The sequence below is a fragment of the Acetobacter persici genome, from assembly GCF_018256955.1.
Lineage (GTDB): Bacteria > Pseudomonadota > Alphaproteobacteria > Acetobacterales > Acetobacteraceae > Acetobacter > Acetobacter persici.
Genome location: NZ_JAERKU010000001.1, coordinates 362,256 through 385,759, shown reverse-complemented (window position 1 = coordinate 385,759; position 23,504 = coordinate 362,256). Strand labels below are relative to the sequence as shown.

At 52.0% G+C, this 23,504-nt stretch carries 18 protein-coding genes and 3 pseudogenes; 19 read left to right on the top strand and 2 right to left on the bottom strand.

The window, feature by feature from the left end; genetic code table 11:
* Nucleotides 1–78: 78 nt before the first annotated feature.
* The 13 genes and pseudogenes from pxpB to JK199_RS01710 all read left to right on the top strand — a co-directional run.
* The gene (pxpB, locus tag JK199_RS01770) at nucleotides 79–780 is read left to right on the top strand and encodes a 5-oxoprolinase subunit PxpB (protein ID WP_212373386.1); all 702 of its coding nucleotides are present in this window, start codon (nucleotides 79–81) and stop codon (nucleotides 778–780) included.
* On the top strand, nucleotides 777–1,784 hold the full coding sequence (locus tag JK199_RS01765; RefSeq protein ID WP_212373378.1) for a 5-oxoprolinase subunit C family protein: 1,008 nt from the start codon (nucleotides 777–779) through the stop codon (nucleotides 1,782–1,784). The genes pxpB and JK199_RS01765 overlap by 4 nt, the downstream gene beginning before the upstream one ends.
* Entirely contained in the window at nucleotides 1,781–2,539 is a 759-nt protein-coding gene (locus JK199_RS01760; protein WP_212373370.1) for a LamB/YcsF family protein, read from the top strand. The genes JK199_RS01765 and JK199_RS01760 overlap by 4 nt, the downstream gene beginning before the upstream one ends.
* A 43-nt stretch (nucleotides 2,540–2,582) precedes the next feature.
* Nucleotides 2,583–3,497: a DMT family transporter gene (locus JK199_RS01755; protein ID WP_212373362.1), complete on the top strand. Its 915-nt coding sequence runs from the start codon at nucleotides 2,583–2,585 to the stop codon at nucleotides 3,495–3,497.
* Between the two features lie 127 nt (nucleotides 3,498–3,624).
* The gene (locus JK199_RS01750; RefSeq protein WP_212373360.1) at nucleotides 3,625–4,845 is read left to right on the top strand and encodes an MFS transporter; all 1,221 of its coding nucleotides are present in this window, start codon (nucleotides 3,625–3,627) and stop codon (nucleotides 4,843–4,845) included.
* 236 nt (nucleotides 4,846–5,081) lie between these two features.
* Complete coding sequence (locus JK199_RS01745; protein WP_212373358.1) at nucleotides 5,082–7,565, top strand: TonB-dependent receptor plug domain-containing protein; 2,484 nt, start codon at nucleotides 5,082–5,084, stop codon at nucleotides 7,563–7,565.
* Nucleotides 7,566–7,701: 136 nt separating this feature from the next.
* The gene (locus JK199_RS01740) at nucleotides 7,702–9,198 is read left to right on the top strand and encodes an aspartate ammonia-lyase (RefSeq protein WP_212373356.1); all 1,497 of its coding nucleotides are present in this window, start codon (nucleotides 7,702–7,704) and stop codon (nucleotides 9,196–9,198) included.
* 223 nt (nucleotides 9,199–9,421) lie between these two features.
* Nucleotides 9,422–9,616 (top strand): annotated as a pseudogene (locus tag JK199_RS01735) (IS5/IS1182 family transposase); the annotation flags it as partial.
* A gap of 1,589 nt (nucleotides 9,617–11,205) precedes the next feature.
* Nucleotides 11,206–12,287: pseudogene (locus JK199_RS01730) on the top strand (IS5 family transposase).
* A gap of 257 nt (nucleotides 12,288–12,544) precedes the next feature.
* Nucleotides 12,545–13,591 (top strand): LacI family DNA-binding transcriptional regulator, encoded by a 1,047-nt coding sequence (locus tag JK199_RS01725; RefSeq protein WP_212363289.1) that lies wholly within the window; start codon nucleotides 12,545–12,547, stop codon nucleotides 13,589–13,591.
* A gap of 91 nt (nucleotides 13,592–13,682) precedes the next feature.
* Nucleotides 13,683–14,543 (top strand): shikimate dehydrogenase, encoded by an 861-nt coding sequence (gene aroE, locus JK199_RS01720; RefSeq protein WP_212373354.1) that lies wholly within the window; start codon nucleotides 13,683–13,685, stop codon nucleotides 14,541–14,543.
* A 43-nt stretch (nucleotides 14,544–14,586) separates the two neighbouring features.
* Entirely contained in the window at nucleotides 14,587–16,056 is a 1,470-nt protein-coding gene (locus JK199_RS01715) for a sugar porter family MFS transporter (RefSeq protein ID WP_212363285.1), read from the top strand.
* Nucleotides 16,057–16,291: 235 nt separating this feature from the next.
* Nucleotides 16,292–17,281, top strand: a pseudogene (locus JK199_RS01710) (DDE-type integrase/transposase/recombinase); the annotation flags it as partial.
* A gap of 387 nt (nucleotides 17,282–17,668) precedes the next feature.
* Here the strand turns inward: JK199_RS01710 and JK199_RS01705 are convergent.
* Nucleotides 17,669–18,562 (bottom strand): LysR family transcriptional regulator, encoded by an 894-nt coding sequence (locus tag JK199_RS01705; protein WP_212373353.1) that lies wholly within the window; start codon nucleotides 18,560–18,562, stop codon nucleotides 17,669–17,671.
* A 115-nt stretch (nucleotides 18,563–18,677) separates the two neighbouring features.
* On the opposite strand from JK199_RS01705, the gene JK199_RS01700 reads away from it, so the two are divergent.
* Both JK199_RS01700 and JK199_RS01695 read left to right on the top strand, forming a co-directional pair.
* Nucleotides 18,678–19,007 carry a YciI family protein gene (locus tag JK199_RS01700; protein ID WP_212373351.1) on the top strand — a complete coding sequence of 110 codons (330 nt, stop codon included), beginning with the start codon at nucleotides 18,678–18,680 and terminating at the stop codon, nucleotides 19,005–19,007.
* A gap of 49 nt (nucleotides 19,008–19,056) precedes the next feature.
* On the top strand, nucleotides 19,057–19,842 hold the full coding sequence (locus JK199_RS01695) for an MBL fold metallo-hydrolase (RefSeq protein WP_244984806.1): 786 nt from the start codon (nucleotides 19,057–19,059) through the stop codon (nucleotides 19,840–19,842).
* Between the two features lie 284 nt (nucleotides 19,843–20,126).
* Here JK199_RS01695 and JK199_RS01690 read toward each other — a convergent pair whose 3' ends face one another.
* Entirely contained in the window at nucleotides 20,127–20,978 is an 852-nt protein-coding gene (locus tag JK199_RS01690) for an SDR family NAD(P)-dependent oxidoreductase (protein WP_212373349.1), read from the bottom strand.
* A 121-nt stretch (nucleotides 20,979–21,099) separates the two neighbouring features.
* On the opposite strand from JK199_RS01690, the gene JK199_RS15725 reads away from it, so the two are divergent.
* From JK199_RS15725 to JK199_RS01675, 4 genes are all read left to right on the top strand, one after another.
* Nucleotides 21,100–21,363: a helix-turn-helix domain-containing protein gene (locus JK199_RS15725; RefSeq protein ID WP_244984805.1), complete on the top strand. Its 264-nt coding sequence runs from the start codon at nucleotides 21,100–21,102 to the stop codon at nucleotides 21,361–21,363.
* Nucleotides 21,269–22,048: a LysR family transcriptional regulator gene (locus JK199_RS01685; protein WP_342356271.1), complete on the top strand. Its 780-nt coding sequence runs from the start codon at nucleotides 21,269–21,271 to the stop codon at nucleotides 22,046–22,048. The genes JK199_RS15725 and JK199_RS01685 overlap by 95 nt, the downstream gene beginning before the upstream one ends.
* A gap of 144 nt (nucleotides 22,049–22,192) precedes the next feature.
* Complete coding sequence (locus JK199_RS01680; protein ID WP_212373347.1) at nucleotides 22,193–22,975, top strand: SDR family NAD(P)-dependent oxidoreductase; 783 nt, start codon at nucleotides 22,193–22,195, stop codon at nucleotides 22,973–22,975.
* A 92-nt stretch (nucleotides 22,976–23,067) separates the two neighbouring features.
* The gene (locus JK199_RS01675; protein ID WP_244984803.1) at nucleotides 23,068–23,463 is read left to right on the top strand and encodes an MBL fold metallo-hydrolase; all 396 of its coding nucleotides are present in this window, start codon (nucleotides 23,068–23,070) and stop codon (nucleotides 23,461–23,463) included.
* Nucleotides 23,464–23,504 lie beyond the last annotated feature (41 nt).

Genomic DNA, 23,504 nt, shown 5'->3' with positions numbered 1-23,504 from the left:
ATCGTTACGGACGCAATATAGAACACCGCACAGGATGTTATTTGGTGGCTGCCATCTTACAGTATTGTTCCTCCGCGCATGACTGAAACCATGAGCGCGCTGAAGACAGATCAGTCTGGTGGTTCAGTGAATAAACCCACCATCAGCATGATTGGTACGCGGGCCATGCTGTTTGAATCGCCTGGTGCGTTTACGCTGGCCTGCCAGCGGCGGATCTGGGCATTGATGGATGCCTGTTCCGAGCGCCCGGATATTGCGGAAGTCATGCCAGGTGTGACCAACCTGATGCTGATTTTCTCCGTCCCGCCCGAAAATACAGAGACAGTAGCGCACTGGTTGCGTAAGGCATGGGAAACTCTGCCGGAGAAGCACATCAAAGGCCGACTGTTTGAAGTAGCTGTGCGCTATGGCGGCGAGCTCGGGTCCGACCTGCCGCGCGTTGCTAAACATTGCGGCCTGTTGCCTCAGGAAGTTATCACGCTGCATCAGGCCCCTCTTTATACAGTGTGTGCGCTTGGGAGCGTGCCGGGGTTTGGCTATCTGCACGGTCTTGACCCGCGGCTGGAAACGCCGCGAAAATCTGTTCCCTCCTTAAAAATGCTGGCTGGTACAGTCACGATTGGTGGGCCGCAAGCCGGGGTTTCTGCACTGACCGGCCCGAATGGCTGGAACTCCATTGGTTTTAGCGACCTTGTGATGTTTGACCCGGACCGCGAGCGGCCAGCGTTGTTTGAGGTGGGTGACCAGATTCGCTTTTATGCCGAAAGTATCGAAGTGTGATTACAGTTCTTGAAACTGGCGTTCTGAATGGCGTGCAGGATGCGGGCCGCTTTGGATATCGGCATCTGGGGGTAAGCACATCTGGCGTGATGGACCCTCTGGCGCTGCGTTGCGGGAATAGTTTACTGGGGAATGCGCCGGATGCTGCCTGTATTGAAGTGCAGACCTTTCCTTTCAAGGTTCGGTTCGACAGGGCTGTCAGCTTTGTCGTGACGGGCGGGGAGGGCATGATCACACTTGGGGAACGGGTAATCCAGTCATGGTCTGTTGCCACGGCGCAGGCTGGTGATGCTTTGACGCTTGACCGCCCTTCTGTCGGGGCGCGGATGTATGTGTGTGTGTGTGGCGGGATTGACGTGCCGGTTGTGCTAGGCTCCCGCAGCACGCAGTTGCGTGGGGGCTTTGGCGGATATCTCGGGCGACCGTTGCAGGTAGACGATCAGCTTCCTGGTGTAGGTGGTTGTGTGCCGCATGGCTTCGGGGCTGTCCCTCCCTTGTGCGCATTGCCCGCAGCCAAGGCAAAAGAAAAAGAGAAGACCGTGACTTTGCGGGCAATTCCCGCAACAGACTATTTTCTGTTCACGGAAGAAGCGCGCGCTCATTTCTGGTCCGCCTCCTGGCAGATTACAGCGCAAAGCGACCGGCTGGGCTACCGTCTGAAAGGGGGAGCTTTGAAGCTGACGCACTCTGTTGAGTTGCGTTCATACGGTGTTATTCCGGGTATTATTCAGGTTCCCCCCGCTGGTGAGCCGATTGTGCAGATGGCAGATGCCAACACGGCGGGCGGCTATCCGCGCATTGCTACGGTGATCGAAGCGGATTTATGGCGTCTGGCACAGGCGCGTATTGGCAGCTTTGTGCAACTACAGTGCTGTGACCATGCAGAGGGTTTGCAAGCTATGCGGAATGAAGATGCCTATTTGCAGGCCCTTCAGGATAATGCGGCACTTTACAGAAAATCTTTTATGCGCAGGGAGGCCGGTCAGGCCGATAAAAAATCATGAAGATTGATTTGAATGCCGATATTGGCGAGGGCTTTGGCCGCTGGACAATTGCGGATGATGCCGCGCTGATGCGTGTAATTTCATCGGCCAATATTGCCTGTGGCTTTCATGCGGGTGACCATCTGATTATGGACCGCGTTGTGCGGGCGGCCAAAGAGCATGGTGTGAGCATTGGTGCGCATCCCGGTCTGCCTGACCGGATGGGTTTTGGCCGCCGGACCATGGTTGTCAGCGCCGAAGAAATGGAAGCGATGCTGGCCTACCAGATTGGCGCGCTTAAAGGGATTGCCGCGCGTTATGGTGTGCGGGTGGGCCATGTCAGCTATCATGCGGCGTTTGGTACAATGGCCAATGCGGATCAGGATCTGGCTGACCGTCTTGCCCGCGTGATTGCGCAGATTGATCCTGATCTGGTGATGCTGGCCATGGAAGGGCAGCCGATTGATCTGGCGGCCAGAAAAGCCGGTTTGCGGGTTCGATCTCTTTTTCTGGCGGATCGCGCCTATCAGGCGAATGGAGCGCTGGTACCGCGTGGGCTGGAAGGAGCGGTGATTCACGATCTGGATAAAGTCAGGTGGCGCGTAAAGCAGTTTCTTGAAACTGGAAGCGTGACCACTATTGATGGAAAGTCTCTGCTCATTCACTCCCGTTCTATCCTTGTGCATAGCGACACACCAGGGTCCGATAAGCTCGCACAGGCTATCGCCACGCAGATTAAAGCGATCGGTGGTGAAATTGCTGCGGCTGAAGGATAAAAGATTTTGAGAAGAACGCGGCAGAAACAGACCGAGAGTGACCATGCAACATAATCTTGCGCGTGGTGCGTATCTGCTGGCTCTGGCGACACTTTTTACGGCTATTCTCAACGCCTTGCAGAAAATTACCGGTTCGACACTCTCCGTTGTTGAAATCGTTTTTTTCAGAAACCTGTTTTCTCTGCCATTTGTCGTGGTGATAGCGCTGCGCGGTGGCCTTGTTCTGAAGACTAACCATTTTGGCGGTCATGTCATCCGTTCCGTTGTCGGGTTGGTCAGCATGATCATGACGGTTGTTGCTGTGACACATCTTCCGTTGGCGGAGCAGCAGGTTTTATCATACACGCAGCCTTTCTTCCTTATTCTTCTGTCGATCCCATTCATGCATGAGCGCCCGTCTGTACAACGTTGGGTCGCGGTGGCTATTGGGTTTGCGGGGGTTGTTGTGGTGGCAACCGGCAAGGGGCTTCTGGGCGGCAGTCATGGCGCAGTGCCGACATGGGCGTATGCGGTTGCTCTGGCGCAAGGCGCTGTGGGGGCCCTGACAACCATGCAGATCCGCCAGCTTTCCGCGACAGAAAAAAGCACAACTATTGCCATGTGGCAGGCTATTTTTATGACAGCGGCGACAACAGCGGCCTTACCTTTTGTCTGGCATATGCCAACGCAGGCTGACCTGCTCTGCCTTGTTGCCGTTGGCGCATTTGCCGGTATCGCACAGGTTTTGCAGACGGAAGCATTTGCCTCCGCGCAGGTTTCCGCCATTGGACCGTTTGCCTATTGCGGTTTGGTGTGGGCAGCGCTGATCGGCTGGCTGGGTTTTGGAGAAGTTCCCGGTGTGGCCATGTTTGTCGGTGGGTTATTGATTATCGGCTCTGGTCTGTGGATGTTGCGACATGAAAGACCAGTAAAGCAAAAAGCTATTTTAGAATCAGAATCTTCCTCCGGAGCATCTTAAAAAAATCCGTAAAAAAGCACCGAAGGTATGGTGTAATCGTAATGTTCCGTTATCGTAAAAAAATACGGGTGGGCTGTGTAAGGCTAGGGTGCCTTTCAAGGCAGAAGGTTTGAAGGGTGATCAAGCGATGAACAAGAACGCAGACTCATCACGATACGTGTTTTTTGGCATGATTTTTCTGATGTATGTCATCAGTTATGGGGATCGTGCGGCACTTTCCATTTCTTTGCCGGATCTCGGCCGTGAATTTTCGCTTTCATCTGTTCAGATGGGATGGGTCTCCTCCAGTTTTCTCTGGTCTTATTTTGTGCTGAATCTGCCGTCGACCATTCTGCTGGATAGTGTTGGTGCGCGCCTTGTGGGGAGTCTGGCAGTTTCCGTCTGGTCCTGCGCAATGATTCTGGGCGGCATGACCCGTAATGTGACGCAGTTTATTTTAACACGCATGCTGCTTGGCGTGGGAGAAGCGCCAACATTTGGTGTGGGTGCAACCATTGTTCGTAACTGGGCCAAACCGCAGGAGCGTGGCACCGTCATGACGGTCCTGCTGACGGGCATGCAGATTGGGCTTGCCGGCGGCACAATTGCCGGAGCTTACCTGATTGCAAAAGTGGGCTGGCGTTTTGAATTTATGGCGCTGGGTGTTGTCGGGTTGCTCTGGGCACTCGCATGGTGGCTGCTTTACAGAAACCCGGAAAAATCAGACACGCAGGCGCGTGTTCGCCCTATTCGCGTTTCAGAAGTGCTGTCTCTGTTCCGCTCTTCCACATTTTGCGGCATTCTTGTTGTGCAGTGCACGCAGAATTTTCTGAACTTTCTGCTAATGTCCTGGGTACCCTTTTATCTGATTCATGAACTACATCTGAATGTTCTGGGTTCCGGAAGCGGCACAGCAGGATGCTATGTGTTGGGGGCTGTCGGCGCGGTGTTTCTGGGGCGGGTAGCGGAGCATTTTGTTTTCCGCAGGAATACCGACCCCAGCCATCGGCGGTTTATTGTAGCGTTTTGTATTATCGGGAGCGCGATGATTGGCTTTCTTCCTTTCTTTCATGAAGAGATGCCAATTCTGGCTGTGTTGTCTCTCTCTCTTTGTTGCCTGATTGCTGCGAACGGGGCGAACACCGCCATGCTGGCCGATATGTTACAGGACGGCCAGAAAATCGGATCAGTAACCGGTGTCACACTAACATTCAGTAACGCTCTTGGTCTGACGGCTCCGATTCTGACGGGTTACATCGTCGCTTGGACCGGGAATTTTAATATAGCCTGGTATCTGTGCGCTGTTGCTCTGATTGTTGCTGGCCTGATTTCCTTGATGACCGTACGCAAGCCGATTGTTATGGAATAATTTTTCAAGATAATTTTCATTGAGTTTTTCTGGATATGAACTCCTTGCAGGGCCATGTGTCGTTGTGCGAGGGATTTTTTTTATATCGAAAAGATGGGTTTATATTTCTAAACCCACCAGAAAATTACTTCTGAAAGCAACATATCAATATTCAATATGACGCCAAAACATAACGGAAACGTATCATAAGAAAACCAGATAAGTTTCTTAATCCGACCGGATGTCAGGGTGATGCGATGGCCAGAATATCGAAATTTGAATTGTCACTCGTCGCGAGTGTGGCGTTCGGTGCTCTTGTTCCGGCAGGAAGTGGTTTTGCAGCAAGTGCCGCATCTCCACCAGAAAGGCCTCAGAAAGTTTTTGTAAAAAAGATAAAAGCGGCCAAAGGGGCTTCTGTAAAAGCTGCCCCTGCACGTAAGCGCTCAAAACCTGCGCCATTGCAGGGTGGTGAAGAATCTATCGAAGTGGGCGGTCATTCTGGCAGTTCCGTCTTTTCTCCCACAACACCTAAGCACAGCACCACGCAGGTAACTGTCGTGACGGGCGCGGAACTTTTGAAAACCGGCCAGACAAACGTTTTGTCTGCTCTGGCACAGGCAAATCCTGCTATTACAACGGCAGCTCTTCCTGGTGGTGGTGCAAGCTCCTTTGTGCAGACCATGCAGCTGCGTGGCCAGTCCCCGGATGATACGCTCATTCTGGTTAACGGTCATCGCCGTCATATTGGTGCGAATTTTAACTCAAACTCTGGCACCAACTGGGGGAGTGAACCGGCTGACATCTCTCTGATACCGGTTTCCGCCATTGATCATATTGAAGTTGTGACAGAAGGTGCGTCTGCTCTGTATGGGCAGGATGCCATTGCGGGTGCCGTGAATATTGTGCTCAAGCACGATACGCATGGTGGGAGCATCAATTTTAAAAATAGTGGCTATTATGCAGGGGATGGTCAGGCTCTGGATGGCTCTGCTAATTACGGCATGGCTCTGGGGCGTAATGGCGGCTATCTTGACCTTGCAGCACAGGTTTCCCATCAGCTTCCCACTACGCGTGGTGGCGATTTTTATGGGAAAATTTTTGATGATTCCAGAAATGAAACAGCCAATCGTAATGTGCAGCGTGGCTTAGGTATTCCCAAATCGACGCTGGAAACCATTAGCGAAAACATGTCTGTGCCGATGGCGCGCGGCTTTAATTTCTATAGCACGTCCACCTTCTCTCATCGTCGTGCAAACGTGCCGGAAACCTACCGCGCTAACACCAGCTCGGATGAGTGGATCAATCCCGATCTGTATCCTGATGGTAACCAGCCCTATATTGCTATGGATCAGCTTGATTTTGAGACGGATAACGGTATCAAGGCGCGCAAGTTCGGTTTTGCGTGGGATGCTTATGTGACCTACGCGCGTGATAAGCAGAATTACAGCACCACGAATTCCGAAAACGTCTCTATTCCCGGCAGTACGCAAACCTCCTTCTATGATGGCGCCTCTATTGCCACACAGCTGACGGCAGGTCTGCGTGGGTCCCGTTCATTCCGTCCGGACTGGGCGCCACGGCCGATCAATCTGCGGTTTGGTGGTGAATATCGCCACGACACCTTCCAGATGGTTGAAGGTGAGGCGTCTTCCTGGAGCGGTATGGGGGCAACTGACCATCCGGGGAACGTTCCGATGGCGGCGACTTACCAGAACCGTGATGTTTATGAAGGTAACGTCAATCTTGATTTCTATGTCACTAAGAAATGGGAATGGACGCTAGGTGGCCGTGTAGGCAGCTATAATAATATTGCTACAGTTGAAACCGGCTCTGTTGGAACCCGCTACAACTTCAACAAACGATGGGCTATTCGCGCGAATATCAATACTGGCTATCGTCCCCCTACACTTGGTGCGCTGTCCTATTTCTATTCAGCACCGTATCCCGGTTATACGGTTGACCAGATTCCGGCCAGCAGCGCCATTGCCAAATATCTTGGCGCAGGGAATATGAAAGGTGAATATTCTCGCAGCTATTCTATTGGTTTTGATGCGAACCCGGTTGATGATTTCCACGTAACGGGGAACCTGTATTATATTGCCATTAACGGCAGAATGGGCAGCACCAAGACCTATTCGGTCAACCAGAATGATTCTGAGCTTCTGGCACTTCTAAAAAGCGCAAATCTCGAAAGTGCAACATCACTTTCCTATTATGCCAACCTATATAACACGCAGACATTTGGTGGTGACTTCAGCGCAGATTACACCCTGCATACGGCAAAGCTTGGTCAGTTCCGGTTTGCGATGGGGATTAACTTCTCGGATAACGAAATCCGGTCTGCAAAATCTGATCTGGTGAATGAATACACCAAGATGATGGTTCTGCATTCGGCTCCGAAAAACCGTGAACAGATCAGTATGAACTGGACGCGTGGGAAGTGGTCTGCTTCCGTGCAGGAACTGCGTTATGGGTCCATTGTCTATATGGCTGCTCCCACCGGGGCTGGGGCTGTGCCGTTCCAGCAGAATCCGGGGTTCATCACCAATCTGGAAGTTGATTATAAAATTCTTCCGTGCTGGACTGTGGGTGTGGGCGCTAACAACGTTGGGAACAAGCACCCGACACGTGTGCCGCACTCCATTGCCAACACGCAGCAGGGTTTGGCTAAATATGCGTCCTACTCTCCTTATGGGTTTAGCGGTGGCATGTATTACGTCAAAACCTCTCTGGATTTTTAACGCTGGATAAGTGTGCGTCATGGCACACGCTTTAAATTTAAGGGTATGAGCGCGCTGCCGCAGATCGGTTGACCAGAATATGGTGACAGGTCTGCGGCAGTTTTTTGGAAAAAACGCAGACGGGAAAGTGGTCCTGATGTCTTATAAAAACGGTGTAGATCCGAAGAGTGACAAGATACAGCGGACTGAATGGGATAGTCTGGGTGCCTATGTCCTGCCCCGTCATGCAAGGTGGGGTGTGCATACTGCGCGTGCGGTCGACAATTTTCCGACAACAGGAACGGCGATAGGAAAATTTCCCGATCTCATTAAAGCCCTTGTTCTGGTCAAGCAGGCAGCGGCTTTGGCGAATCACCAGCTGGGCTATCTATCGCCGGAAAAGGCTGTGATGATTGAAAAGGCCTGTCAGGAAATTAGTCAGAACCTTCCAGTATATCTGTCAGATTTTAAGGTCGATGTTCTGCAAGGTGGAGCTGGAACCTCAACCAATATGAACGCTAATGAAGTGGTGGCGAATGTCGGGCTTCTGGCATCAGGGCTTCAGGCCGGGCAGTATGATAATTTGCATCCGAATGATGATGTGAACATGTCTCAGTCCACCAATGACGTGTATCCAACAGCTGTTAAAATTTCCGTCTGTTTTGCCTTGCGCTCTTTCGTGCCGTCTTTGAAAAATCTGGTGAATGCGTTTGAGGAAAAAGCTGAAGAATTTAAGACTGTCTTGAAAATAGGTCGCACACAGTTGCAGGATGCTGTTCCGATGACTCTCGGGCAGGAGTTTAAAGCTTATGCCGGCACCCTGCGGAAAGAAATTGCCGCTGTTGAAAGTATGGTACCGCAGCTTTCTGAAATCAATCTGGGTGGGACTGCGATCGGCACCGGGATTAACTGTGACCCACGTTATGGAGCACTGGTAACGGCCCATTTGTCTGAGCTGTGTGGTTTCCCACTGAAGCAGGCTGAGAACCTGATTGAAGCGACCTCGGATGTTGGGGCGTTTGTGACCTGCTCAAGTGTCTTGAAGCGACTGTCTATCAAGATCTCCAAAATTGCGAATGACCTGCGTCTTCTGTCCAGCGGGCCACGAGCTGGGCTGGCGGAAATTGTTCTGCCTGCTGCACAGGCTGGCTCATCCATCATGCCGGGCAAGATCAATCCGGTTATTCCGGAAATGGTCAATCAGGTGGCCTTTATGGTGATCGGGCATGATGCAACCGTCTCATTCTGTGCGGAAGGCGGTCAGCTCCAACTGAATGCGTTTGAACCCGCCATGGGTTACTGTATTTTGGATTCCATTCAGACGATGAACAACTCCTTCCGAGTTCTGGCCGAAAAATGCGTGCGTGGTATTCGTGCGAACAAAGAGCGGTGTCTGGAGCAGGTGCAGAACAGCATCGGCATTATTACCGCCTTTGTGCCGGTGCTTGGGTATGAGTTGTGTGCGTCCATCGCCAAACAGGCTTTGGCCGAAAACCGGCTGGTGGCCGATGTGCTGAAGGAGCGTGTGCCGATGTCAGCCGAACTGCTTGCGGACCTTCTGAAGCCGGAAGCAATGATAGTCCCATTGCGCAAACAGACAAGTAATCTGGTCACTGATCAGCCATATGCGGCTTCGAGCAGTCCGTTATGTTGATGTATGCCTTGAAATGATAATCTTCTCAAAAAAAAGCGATATTATTTGTAAGTGGACTGTCTTCAAGAGTGCTGCGTGCTTTGGCGTGGGATAGGTTTCTGTAGTGCCTGAAACAAGCTTGTCCTCAAGAGCCATATACGATGGTAGTTTTGTGAAGTGGAGGGGGTAGCCCCCCGTTTATCTGGCTCTGTTTGTGATTTCATCATTTATCTTACGATGAGGGATGTATAAAGAAGCAGTCCGGTTTTTTGATGTTGAAAAGAGCCTTGCCGGTGGAGTGGGGTCGGTAACCAACTTGAAGCATTTTCCCGGGTTGTGGATTTTTGAGGTGTTCCGTCCGGAGCTGAACAAGGCACTGGCCTATTCAGACGGAAGCAAAGGCGGTCGTCCTCCGTTTGATCCAGTGCTGGTGTTCCAGTAGGGCACCTTTGTCCGGACGCGGGATGTGCTGGCGGGCAGTGGGCGGCCGGGAGGTGGAGGGGGCTAGGACATAAGCGCGTCCTGTGAGGGCAAGAGCTGCTATGGCAACGAGAATAAAGCGCTTAAGTTAAGTCCTTTTCCTTAAAGGTCTATGTTATCACAGGAGAGGGTCCTCGGTATTATCGAGGCGAAACAGCGCCATTGCTCTTTCTCCTGCAGTAAAAAGATCGGGAAATTTCAGAATCCCTGCTTCAATTGACCAATCAGATGCACGCCCCAAGAGCTTGAGCTTAAGCAGTCCTGTTTAGGTTTTCCCTGTACTGACCAGTCGGGACATGGCCTTTCGTGCACCATATCGCTGAAATATGACGGGTTATCGGCATGCCGCACGGATATCTGAATGCTCTCGGCAACCCATTTACTCAGATCCGCTTTGCTCAAAATAACCTCCCGTTAAACTCCGAAGAGGATAGCTTTACCTGGTGTCGGGGGAAACTTCTTATGGGACCTCGTGGCTGCCGGTAATACGGTTGTCCAAATTGAGTAAGGGAGCGCCTCCTTCTTCTTGCCACATAGAATGCTTTATGGACGGAGGGGGCGGCGGAAGCGCCGGCCAAACCTGAGCATACCTTTGGTCGAGACTTCAGGGAGGTACCGCTTTCCATTGTTCTTTTAGCCTCATGCAGTCCGCCTCCATCCTGCGCATAACATCAGGCGGCAATGGTGCTGTCATCATTGCATGATACTCATGACACGCTACCGTTTCATCTGCAGATGCATGCGGGCGCGCAGAGCATTCTGTTAGAAAAATCACAGAAGAGAGCGAAACTGCGATCAACTGAAAAGCGTTCATTACCAATGAACTCTCCTTATCCCACCACCAGACCATAGTCCCGCAAAACACCGACCAACTCGGGGGATAAGAACACTTTCCCGTCAGGAGGAGTTTTTGAAAGGCCAGTAAGAATAATGTCCTGAATTTGAAGGAGCACAATGTACGAAGAAATCATTTCTGACATCTTACTCTTCACGATACTTGTGTTATAGTGCGAATTTATAATATGGTCTGTGTATTCTTCTATTTTTATTTTTATGAGAAACTGCGTTCTCTGGACGTTTCTAAGAAGTTCGCGGACCTTCTGTCGTTTATTGGAAACGTCAATTTGCATACCGTCTCACACGCTGCTGTTTTATTTATGAAGTATCGTTACAGGCTTCGTGCGGCATGGGATATCATTCGCTGTTTCGAATACCAAATATATAAGATTTTAGTATAAATTATTTTTCATATATTCCTTTTGGGAATAATAAAAAACTATCCTTCAGCTGTCCGCCAGTCACGTTGCGTCCTCTCACATAGGAATTGCTATGATGCGCAACGTTCACCAGCTTTAAATGCGCGATGCTGTCCTTTCAAGGATACCTCATCGATATGGACACTGCCACTTTTAGCTCCGTTTCCGCGCCGACACTGTCCAAATTGGACACCGCTACAAAGCGCCGGGCGGAGGTGGATGGTTCGAAAAACCCGCTGGTTTTGAGGCGTTCTTTGTGGTTCCATTTCCTCTGCGTTGATTGGAAGGGTAGATAACGAAGCAGCCCGGTTTCTTTGATGTTGAAGAGCGGCTTGCTCGACTGAGTGGGCTTGGCGATCAACTCGAAGCGTTTTCCCGGACTGTGGATTTTGAGGTGTTCCGCCCTGATCTGGACAAGGCTCTGGCGTATTCCGAGGAAAGCAAAGGCGGACGACCGCTTTTTGATCCGGTGCTGATCTTCAAGAACCTGGTGATCCAGACGCTGAACCATTTATCTGATGAGCGGACGGAGTATCTGATCAACGACCGTCTGTCCTTCATGCGCTTCCTGGGACTGGGCCTGTCGGATCGGGTGCCGGATGCCAAAACGGTCTGGCTGTTTCGCGAGCGTCTAACACAGGCGGGTGCGATTGAAAGTCTGTTCAATCGCTTTGACGCCGCTTTGAGGAACGCCGGTTATCTGGCGATGTCAGGCCAGATCCTGGACGCAACACTGGTGGCTGTTCCAAAGCAGCGCAATACGAACGCTGAGAAAACCGATCTTCGGGAGGGACGGATTCCACAGGACTGGCAGGACAAGCCGGCAAAGCTGGCGCATAAGGACCGTCAAGCGCGCTGGACGTTGAAATTCACGAAAGCAAAACGGCAGGATGACGGAACGATCCCCGCAACGGACCTCGCCATTCCGTTCTTTGGCTACAAGTCGAACAGCTCCATCGACCGGCAGTTCCGGTTCATCCGCAAATGGAAAACGACGAACGCCGGCGCCAGTGATGGCGCGCGATTGAAAAGGGGCTGTTGGATAAAACCAATACGGCCTCAAACGTCTGGGCTGACACGGCGTATCGCTTAAAAGCCAATGAAGACTTCATGGAAAAGCACGGCTTTGTCTCAAAGGTTCACAGGAAGAAGCCGCATCTCAAGCCTGTGCCACGGCATATCCAGAAATCGAATGCTGGAAAGTCCGTGATCCGATCCCGCGTCGAGCATGTCTTTGCCGACCAGAAATCACAGACCGGGCTGTCCGTCCGAACTGGCGGTATCGCGCGAGCCACCAAGAGGATCGGGCTGGCCAATATCGTCTATAATATGCGCCGCTTCCTCTTCCTGGAACGGATCAGCGCGAGCGCATAGCTATCCAGCGAGTGATCTTCCCGGATCTGCTCAAAACGCAGAGCGAAAATCAGTTCCAGGAACCGTCAATCAAATCGCCAAAAGTTCAAAATCACCAACAAGGCAAATCAATTAACGGCTCTTCGATCACTCCAAATTATGTTATGACAAGACAAGAAAATCGTTTCTCGCGAACCTAAACTGAAACACGTAAAGTACAGCTTGGCAGCTGTTACTTACCCATAGTAGATAACTGTGACCGCCTTCGATCAGTCGTTATGGCAACTTCACATGAACCAAGGAAGACTAGAATCATTCGCTCCGTTACGTCGATAGATGTTGCAAAGTTGGCCGGTGTGTCCCAGTCGGCTGTCTCCCGTGCTTTTTCTTCAAATGCTAGTATTTCCAGCAAGACGAGAGAAAAAGTGCTGGCTGCTGCTGCCACGCTCGGATATCGCCCTAACCGGATACCAAGTATCATGCTTTCCGGACGATCTCATATGATTGGTGTTGTTATCGGCGGGCTAGATAATCCGTTTTATGCTTCCGCACTTGAACGGCTGGCGACTGCCCTGCGCCAGGCAGGACTGCAGGTGCTGCTGGTTCAGGTTGACGACGCGCTGACTTTGGATACAGCGCTTGATCAATTAGCCAGCTACAGAATTGATGCAGTGGTAACCTCATTGGCCGTGGGTTCGCAATCTGTCGTTCAGGCACTCTCCGAACTTCATACTCCCGTGATCTGTTTTAACTCATCTTTTGTGGGGCCGTGTATATCCACAGTCGTATCCAACAACTACGGGGCAGGTCAGATCGCTGCACAAATCTTTATCAAACATGGCGCAACACATCCTGTATGGCTGGCAGGCCCCGCAAAAAATGCTGCCTCCCGCGCACGAGGAGAAGGATTTTGCGATACCCTGAGAGATAAATCTGACTGTTTTGGAAAACTGGTCCGGCTTCGCGGCGATGATACCTATCAGAGCGGCTATAATGCTATTCGCCGCCTCTTGCAGCGAGGCTTACGTCCCGATGGTATTTTTTCCAGTAACGATATGATGGCCTGCGGTGTGCTGGATGCCCTCCGTGAGTGCGCAGATCTGCGTTGCCCTGATGATGTGATCGTTTTGGGGTACGACAACATCCCCCAGGCAGCATGGCATGGCTATGATCTGACCTCTTTTGACCAACGGACGGATCAGATGGTGATGGTCGCTATGGATATGCTGAATGAGGCGCTTCAGACGGTCGATCATCCGTATTCCCAAACGCGCACCATTAACGCGCAGTTGATCGAACGCGGCAGCACGCGCACAGGCAAATAAGGGATTAGGGGTTGCGCTCCCAGGCAAAAATGGTCTTCATTGCATAGCTATGCATACAAGCTCTATAGCCACTAAAAAGGAATGCAACACGATGCACCGCACTTTCCGTAGCATTCTCACCGGTTCTTTCTCGACGCCATGCGCAGACAACCCTACCGTCGCGATGATCGAAGCCGGGTTTCAGCACGCAGGACTGGACGCGCGTTATATCAACTGTGACGTGAAACCTGCGCACCTCGGCGAGGCAGTACGCGGCGCTCTGGCCATGGAATGGGCTGGCTTTAATTGCTCCTTGCCGCACAAAGTTGCTGTTATCGAGTATCTTGATGACATGGCCGAAGCTGCACGGATTATCGGTGCCGTCAACTGCGTCAGCATTCGTAATGGCAAACTGATAGGCGACAACACCGATGGTAAGGGCTTTCTTGCCTCGCTCAGGACCGTCATCGATCCTGCAGACAAGAAGGTTTTTCTTCTTGGTGCCGGAGGAGCCGCGCGGGCAATTGCCGTTGAGCTTGGTCTGGCAGGCGCAGCCCATATAACCGTGGTCAATATGAAAAAGGCGCACGCGGACACCATTGCTGATCTCGTGCGTGATAACACCAAATGCAATGCGACTGCACACCTATGGGAAGGCGAAGCGCGCATACCGGCTGATACGGATATCGTGATCAATGCGACCTCGGTTGGCTTTGGTAACGCAGACGCCATGGCGGCAGTAGATGTCGAGACTTTTAAAAAAGGCCAGGTAGTCGCGGATGTTATCCCCAACCCGCCGATGACGCGCTTCCTACGTGAAGCAAAAAAACGGGGCTGCACGCCGCTTGATGGACTTGGAATGCTCGTCAATCAGGGCGTGATCGGGGTGGAACTCTGGCTGGGCAAGACGCTTGATGCGACCGTTATGCAGCGTACGTTGAGCGACATATTCAACACATCTGACGCGGAATGATGTCCGGGCACTGCACCTGATCAAAGAAAATGGAGGCGCCGTTATGACCGCCGCGCCGGGCACCCACAACACATCCACGTCCTTAATGCACAAGCGTGCCATATCTGCCTTTCATGCTCAGGCCCATGACGAGGATCAACGAGAATCTGCGCGTCGGTATGTCTCCATCGCTGCTGCTGTCGCTGCGGTTGGTGGGCTTCTTTTTGGCTATGATACCGGCATCATAGCGTCCGCATTGATTTTTGTGACGCAGACGTTCTCTCTTTCCACAATGGGGCAGGAATGGGTTGCTGCTTCATTAAACATCGGTGCAATTTTCGGCGCAGTGTTCAGCAGTCCGATTTCTGACCGCTGGGGCAGGCGTCCTGCCATTATGGCTGCAGCGGTGGTCTTCATCGCTGCATCAATCGGATGTGGACTGGCCCCCAATGTGGTCGTGCTGATCTGCGCCCGGCTTGGTCTAGGCATTGCTATTGGGGCTACTACGCAGATCGTGCCAGTCTATGTGGCGGAATTGGCCCCTGCATCGCGTCGGGGCGGGCTGGTATCGCTGTTCCAGCTTGTATTCTCCTTAGGACTGCTTCTGGCGTTCTTTGTCGGTTACGAACTTGCAGGCAGTGCTGAATCATGGCGGGCCATGTTCATGCTTGGAGCCCTGCCGGCATTGCTCCTTGCCTTTGGCATGCTTTTCTTACCCGAAAGTCCGCGCTGGTTGTTGCATAACGCGCAGGAGCAACATGCCGTCTCCGTTCTTTATCGGCTCCGTGGCCATAAGGACGTGGTACGCAATGAGCTTGATGAAGCACTTGTTGTCAGAACAGCAGAGCACAACGAAGGCGATTGGAAAATCCTGAAGCAGAAATGGGTAAGGCCAGCACTTATTGCCGCTTTAGGAATAGCCGCCTTTTCCCAACTGTCAGGCCCTAACGTGATTGTCTATTATGCTCCTATCATTCTGTCACAGGCAGGCTTGGGACATTCCGCAGCATTACTGACGTCTGTTTCTGTTGGCGTGGCCTCCACTATCACAACAGCCCTGGGGATAGTCCTTATTGATAGAGTGGGAAGACGCCGCATGATGCTAGTCATGCTTCCGCTGGCTGCACTCTCCCTCTTTGTGTTCGGTGCCATTTTCGTTAGTTCCGCACCACTCTCCGGTGCACGTCTGGCTCTGATGGTAATTTCTTTGTTGGGATATATTTTCTTTAATTTTGGCTCTCTGTCCGTTGCGGTGTGGCTTGTTGCGTCTGAAGTGTTCCCTCTCATTATACGCAGCAAAGCAATGGGGTTAGCAAGTGCCACAGTCTGGTTCTCCGATACCGTCGTATCCCTAATTACACTTTCTCTGGTTAAAGCATTAGGTACGACAGGAACCTTCTGGCTATTCGGGGGTGTTAACGTCGTGGCATTCCTGTTCATCTGGAAATATGTTCCTGAAACAGCTGGCACGACATTGGAATATATTGAAGAGTCTTTAAGGCATGGAAATTTCTATAAAATACACAAAAAATAGATGTTTCTCTTTGCTTTTAATAGCCAAGGTATTTCGTAAAACCTCCTTTTTTTCCCGCAGAAGATATTCATACTACCCTTGAGTACAATCCTGCAAAAGAGTCACTGGATCTATCTACCTGGAGAGATCGAAGAACCCTTAGCTGTCAGGTTGTCAGACGTCATTGGGATGATGTCGCGTGGGCAATACCGTGTTACGCTCCATGGTTTTCTTCCGTCTGCAGAGAGAGCGAATGATGCTTCAGATCCATCCACAGGCACGCACGACACCAGCCGTCCGGGCTGACATAGCGCGTTCGTCAGAACCGACATCAGTACTCGCCAGACGCTACGGGATCAGTGATGAAACTGTCCGCAAGTGGCGCAGGCGTGGTTCAGACGCCTGCTAGGACCGCGGCAGCCGTCCCTGGAAACTGGCTTGGAAAGCCTCGGAGGAAGAGCGCGCCATTGTCTGTCAGCTTCGGCGTTCGACCGGTTTTGGTCTGGATGATCTGACCTTTGTCGTGCGGCATTTCCTGCCGCATCTCAACCGGGACACTATTTGGGGTATTCTGAAAGATGCTGGACTTAACAGGTTACCTCCTGCGCAAAAAGCCGGAACTGTGCGTGGACAGGGAAAGTTCCGGGACTACGATCCAGGTTATGTCCATATCGATGTGAAACATCTGCCTAAATTGCAGACAGCAGATGGAGAACGGCGGAAACGTTTTCTCTATGTTGCCATTGATAGATGCTCACGCTCGGTCCATCTGGCCGTCTATGACGCGGAGAATGCCTATAATTCCGTCGATTTCCTCAAAGCTGTCAAAACCGCCTTTCCTTTCCGGATCACCCATATTCTGACCGATCGTGGCTCCTGCTTTACGGCGGATGCCTTCGAAAAAGCCTGTCATGACATGGGAATCGGCCGACGTCGGACCAAAGCTTACTCTCGTCAGACCAATGGAATGGTCGAACGCTTCAATTGCCGTGTCGCGGCAGAGGTGTTGCCGGTCTGTGTCTCAAGCCATAAGGATCTGGAAATTCTGCTCAGAGGCTTCTGTTTAGCTTGCAATCATCGCCCGCAGTGTGTTCTGGGCGGCATAACTCCCGCCCAATGCATCATGTCGTGGCTTGAAAAGCATCCCGCGTCTCGCAATCCTGATTACGTCAAACCAGCCAATCGTGACATCATGAAGCCGGTCGACGAAATCCTCGATTATCCCAATGACGTCTCACAACCTGACGACGGCAGAGACAGCCATAGGTGGCTCGGTCCGTCGGATAAACGAGCACGGGTGGAAAGTCGGCCATATCTAGCCGGCAGCTAACGACCCGTCGCAGCCCGACCTGCTTTGCCGCAACATGGGCCTGAACCATGCCAGCCAGAGAGTTACAATCACAGATGCCGTGTGAATGCAAACGCCATCAATTCACCGAATATCCGCTTTGGGGTGTATCGAATGGGAGGCTGTATATCCGAGATGTAGGCGAACCCGCCTTTCTGCTTGACTCTCGCTGAGCAGGCCAACCGCTTCCGCCCTCATATCGGTCGTAAGAGAATTGTTCGGCCATCTGGAAAGCGGACAATCGCCAATAGTTCTCGTTATCTGCTGAGAACGCCGTAAAGAGGCTTAAGGCTGGAAAGCCTGTTGAAGTTCGGTTACAAAGACCCGCAGTTTTGGTGTCATGACCGGACCTGCGTTATAGAGCAGGTGCATGGGCCTGTCCGGAACTGCCCACCTCGGCATAAGCCGGACAAGCCGTTTGCTTTTAATATCTGGGAGCAGGGCCTGCTTATATCCCAGCAAAATGCCATCGCCAGCAAGTGCTGCAGAATGCAGAACACTTGAATCATTACTGATTATTCGCCCGGAGACGGTGACAGGCCGGGTAACGCTCCCTTGAGAAAAGTACCAGGTCGTTACAGGACCGCCGGAATTTTCATACACGAGACACTCGTGGCGCATCAGATCATCGGGCTGCCCTGGAAAACCGTGTTTTTCCAGATAGGTGCGAGCCGCGCAGATGACCCGACGATAGGCCGTCAAAGGACGACTGACCGCTGTAAGGTCCGTCTCCAGTTCACCAATTCGGATCACAGCCTCATGACCATCCATTGTGGGATGAACCAGTTGGTCTGTCAGGGACAAATGGACTTGAATTTCTGGATATCTTTTCTGAAAGTTGTGAACAAATGGCAGCAATACTGTTCGGCCGAAGGTGACGGGTACACTGACAGATAATGTGCCACGCGGTGTGCCAAGCGTATTGGCTGCCAGACTGTCCGCTCGTTCAACTGCTTTCAGGACAAGGCGACACTGCTCGCAATAGAGCCGGCCTGCTTCGGTCAGGCTTTGTCGGCGGGTGGTCCGATGTAACAGACGTGCACCAAGGTGACGTTCCAGAGCCTCTATATGCTTGGCTACCATCTGCGGCGACAAAGTCAGATGCTGGGAGGCCGCTGCAAAGGACCCCAATTCCACGACCTTGATAAAAATCTTCATGCTGGTTAACCGGTCAAGCATTCATCATCCTCAGTTGTGACTGATGTCTCGTATCGACAATTTATCCAGCGAAAAAGAGGAATATGCTGAAGGCTTCGAGTGATTGGCAAGTCCAGTTCTGGTGGAGACTTTCGAAATGCCTGTTTATCTTGTTCGCATGGATCACCCTGATGGCGAGGGCTGGGGACAGCATGTCGCAGCACACGTGTTGTATCTCAGGCGCCTTATTCAGGAAGGCAGACTGCTGGCCTCTGGTCCGTTGAAAGGCACCCCATTGCGCTCCGGCTTTCTGATTATGAAAGGTGCCAATCGGCAGGAGATTGACGCGATGATTGCCGCTGATCCCTTTGCATCAGAAGGTTTGATTTGCGATCTGCGCATTGAAGAATGGGATCCTCTTTTCGGTTGCCTTTCAGATTATGCGACAGGGACTCTCCCGCAACAATTGAAGTCTATTTTCCCTTGATGGCGACAGTTCTGTATTTTTTTAAGAAATAAAAACGAGAGGGAGCATTATGCTTCTGAACTATCTTCAGTGGTATACTGTGGGGGATGCCCGTATTCTAAAAATACAGGATCTGATGCTGGCTGCACTCTCTCCAGAACAGTTGCTTCCAGATTGGGACGAAGCAACGGCTCTTCAGATTTATCCCCGACTGCCTGAAACGCTGGATAGTTCAGAAACGAAAGTCCTTTTGAGCGTTCATAGCTGGCTTATTGAGGATCGCGGTCGAAAAATTCTCATTGATACGGGAGCTGGAAATAACAAAGCCCGTCCTGCTGCCCTGTATTTCGATCACTTGCAGACCGTGTGGCTTGAAAATCTGATGCGCGCTGGTGTCTGTCCAGAAGACATCGATTTTGTTCTTCTTACCCATCTCCATGTCGATCATGTGGGTTGGAATACACGCCTGCAAAATGGGATCTGGGTACCGACCTTCCCGAATGCCCGATATGTCTTTTCCAGAACCGAATATGATTTTTTCAGCAATCCGGCCCATGATAGCGTCCGTAATAAAACCAGTTTCATGACACGCGCAGATAGCGTTGATCCTATTGTCGGGGCGGGTCTTGCAGATCAGATTGACGTGGACGGATCGGATGTTCTCGAAGGAATTTCCTTTCATCCAACACCGGGGCATACACCACATCACGCATCTGTTGTGCTGAGGTCAGGCGTCGAGCACGCCATCTTCACGGGCGATGTTATGATCATCCTATTCAGGTGTGTGTTCCGGAGTGGAGTGCTGTCTTTGATGCAGACCCTCAGACAGCCATCATATCACGCAAATGGGCTTTGAATTACATTGTCGAACACGATGCGACAGTATTCACATCACATTTCCCAATGACATCTGCTGGCAGAGTCATGACAGGTGACCAAAATATGAGTTGGTCCCTCCTTTAGAACCACCACTATATCGGCGTTTTACGTCATACATTTTTCTTGCCCCGAAATGTCTCGTCCACTCAGCGATATATGATGCGACTGCCAGATCCTGCCTTCATTGTTGAGATGATCGTCAGGAAAGCCAAGCAGACGGCGACCAGAGTTCGCGATGCCTGGAACTGATCATCCGAAAGCTCACGCTTCCCTCATCCATTGCGTAAATTTTTGCGTCCAAGCCGGGTTCCAGCGTGAGAGTGCGGGACGGTTGTGAATCATGTCGTCGGCCGACCACTGGATGCGGCGCATATCCATTTCGGATGTGACTTCGTTGTCCGGACACAAGATGTAGAAGTCCTCACTGAATAGCCGCTGCAGAAAATAATCTACCACCTGTTCCGTTGTCCATGCTGCCTCCGGTTTACGGTCATGAGGCCCGTCCTTGCCGTGGAAATTCATGGGAGTCCATGTATAACCTGGCACCAGAAGATGGGCCGACACTGTTCCTCCTGTGGAGACCAGAAGTTCATGGGCCAACTGCTCGGTGAGCACCTTCACTGCCGCCTTGGCGACAGAATAGGAGGCGTGACCAGGCGGTGTAGTGATCCCTTCCTTGGAGCCAAGATTCACCACGGCCGATGGACGATTCGCGGCGATCATATGTGGCACGAATAAATGTTGTGCACTGAGGACGGCGCGAAAATTGACGTTGAGAGTCCGGTCCCATTCATCGGGTGAATCCCAAGGACCGGCTTTGCTCAGCACACCAACATTATTAACCAGTAATCCGACATCCCCAAAGCGGGTCAGCGTTTGATCACGCAGGCGCAGAAGCACTGTGTCATCGGTCACGTCACCCATGACAGTCAGTACTTCAACGGGAAGCGTGGACACCAGCGCCTCCAGCGCGTCACCGTCCTGATCAAGAAGTGCCAAGCGCATCCCCAGGGCCGCAAATTCCCGGGCAAGAGCAGCACCAATGCCTTTTGCTGCACCGGTGATGACTGCAACACGATCCTTTGCGACAATTTTCCGCATTCTTTCTGACATTCACGTTGCTCCTTCTGTCTGGGTGGCCAGGAAAGACGATAGATCCAAGGATCCTAGCGCAACCTCATAAGGCCTGTAATTGAGTCAAATGGCACATGGTGTATGTTTATACTCAACGGATATGAACGAACGAGCGAAACGCATCATGCATCTTTCACGTGGAGATCTGGGAGATCTCAACCTGTTCTGCGCCATCGCCAAAACAGGCGGCTTTCGCAAAACTGCAGCAGAACTGGATTTTTCTCCATCGGCCTTGAGCCACGCTATCCGCGGACTGGAAAAGCGTCTGGGTGTCCGTCTGTCTCTTCAACCGGACCAATCGCAGCGTCACGCTAACACCAGCTGGACGGGAATTGCTCTCGCATGTCACGTCCGGGCTCTCTGAAATCACCAATGGGCTCGAAGCCCTCAATCGTTTTCGGGACCGACCCGCTGGACAGTTACGTCTGAACGTACCAACTGACGCCGCTCGGCTCGTTCTGGCCCCGGTCATGGCGCGTTATGCCGCCCTTTATCCCGACGTCCGTCTGGAAGTCGCGGTGGAGGATGCCGTGGTGGACATCATCGAACAGGGCTTTGACGCAGGTGTTCGCTATGGTGGCACAATACCAGAAGACATGATCGCGGTCCCGCTCTGTCCCGATCTGCGATGGGTGACAGTCGCATCGCCTGCCTATCTTGCATCAGCTCCCCCTCTTCGATGCCCGGCCGACCTACATCAGCATCGCTGTATAGGGATCCGGATGGGAAGCGGAAAAATCTACCACTGGGAGCTGGAGCGCGGCGAAGAGAAAGTCTTTTTGGACACGGACTGGTCAGTGATCGTCAACGAAACCGTTCTATCTATCGAGATCGCCGAACGCGATGGGGGGATCAGTTACAACCTTGAACGCCGGGCGGCAGTGCAGATCGCAAACGGGTCACTCGTCAAGGTCCTGCCCGAATGGGCCTCCATGGGCCCGCCACTCTTTATTTATTATCCCAGCCGGCGACAGCTTCCTGAAGCATTACGGGCTCTTATTCGCCTGATACAGGGGCAAAAACCTGATCAGAACGTAACAGGTGAATAAAAATGATCACTTCGTTGATTTCAGCTCTCCGCCTGCGGCATAGATTTTCACTCATTTCGTGCTTAACTCCACAAACAAGTGGCGACAGGCATAACCAGCAGTGTGTCGTCCCGTTTTATGAAACTTGGGGAAGAGTGAGGACAGATGAGCAAACTTGCCATGATCAGCGGATCGTCTTCGGGTATTGGTTTCGAGATTGCACGTATCCTCGGCGGCATGGGTTATGACCTCGCCATTTCAGGGGCCAGTGATAAAATCCACGACGCCAAAACAGAACTCGAAAAGATCGGTGTAGCAGTCTATGCATTTCAGGCGGATGCAGCGACCTATGACGGCGTCGAAGGGTTCTGGCAGTTTACGAAAGATCTTAGACGAAACGTCGATATTGCCGTTCTCAATGTTGGCATCGGTCTGGGCGGGGCCTTTGTTGATAACAAGCTCGAAGATGATTTCCGGGTTATTGCCATCAATATCTCCGGGACGGTGCATCTGGCTAAGCGCGCAGTGCAGCACATGGTGCCCAACAAGGCCGGCCGGATCATGATTGTGTCCTCCCTCTCGGCAACCACACCGACACCTTACGAAACTGTCTATGGTCCTTCTAAAGCGTTCGGTTTTATGTTTTCAGAATCCCTGCGAGAAGAACTTCGCGATACGGGCGTCAGTGTCACAGCCCTGCTCCCGGGTGCCACAAACACGCGTTTTCACAAGAATGCCGGCATGGCCACCAGCAAGATCGATCATGGGCCCAAAAATGACTTGCATGTCGTGGCGCAGCAGGGTGTCGACGCTCTCATGCAAAGCGAAGATATGGTCGTTGGCGGCGATGCCGCAACAAAGCAGCAGGCTATCGACAACCGCACCACACCTGAAACGGTCAAAGCGGCTCGGCATGCCATTCTTTGCAAACTGAACGGCGTCGCGTGATCAGATAAATTACGGCTGAGATTGCGCCGGATGGTATCGGGCAGACACCCATCGTCTGTCCGATACCAGATGAGCAAGCCAGGGATAAGCTCATGTCATCAGAACGAACGTTTCCGGCACCTGAAATCAGCCGTTACCGTGTCGGAGAGTTCGCCGTAACGGTTCTGAGTGACGGCTCTCTGGACGCCTCGCTCGATCTTCTTGATGGGATTGATCAAGATGAGGCGTTGTCGCTTCTGGGCGCGGCAGACACTTCACCTTCATCGCACATGGACATCAATGCATTTGTTATTGAGGCCGGTGCGCGGACCATTCTTATCGGTGGTGGTGCCGGAAACCTCAACGGATGGGGCGGCCGACTGATATTCCCTGAAAGACAATGTTCGGTTCCGGGAGCATCCGACATCAATGATTTCTATAATCCGCAGAGGCTGCACTCCGCAATTCAATGGAAAAGCCCTCTGGATTATGATCGCAACGCTGCTTAACAGATAACCTATGGTCCGGAACTAAACCGGGGCACGTCCAA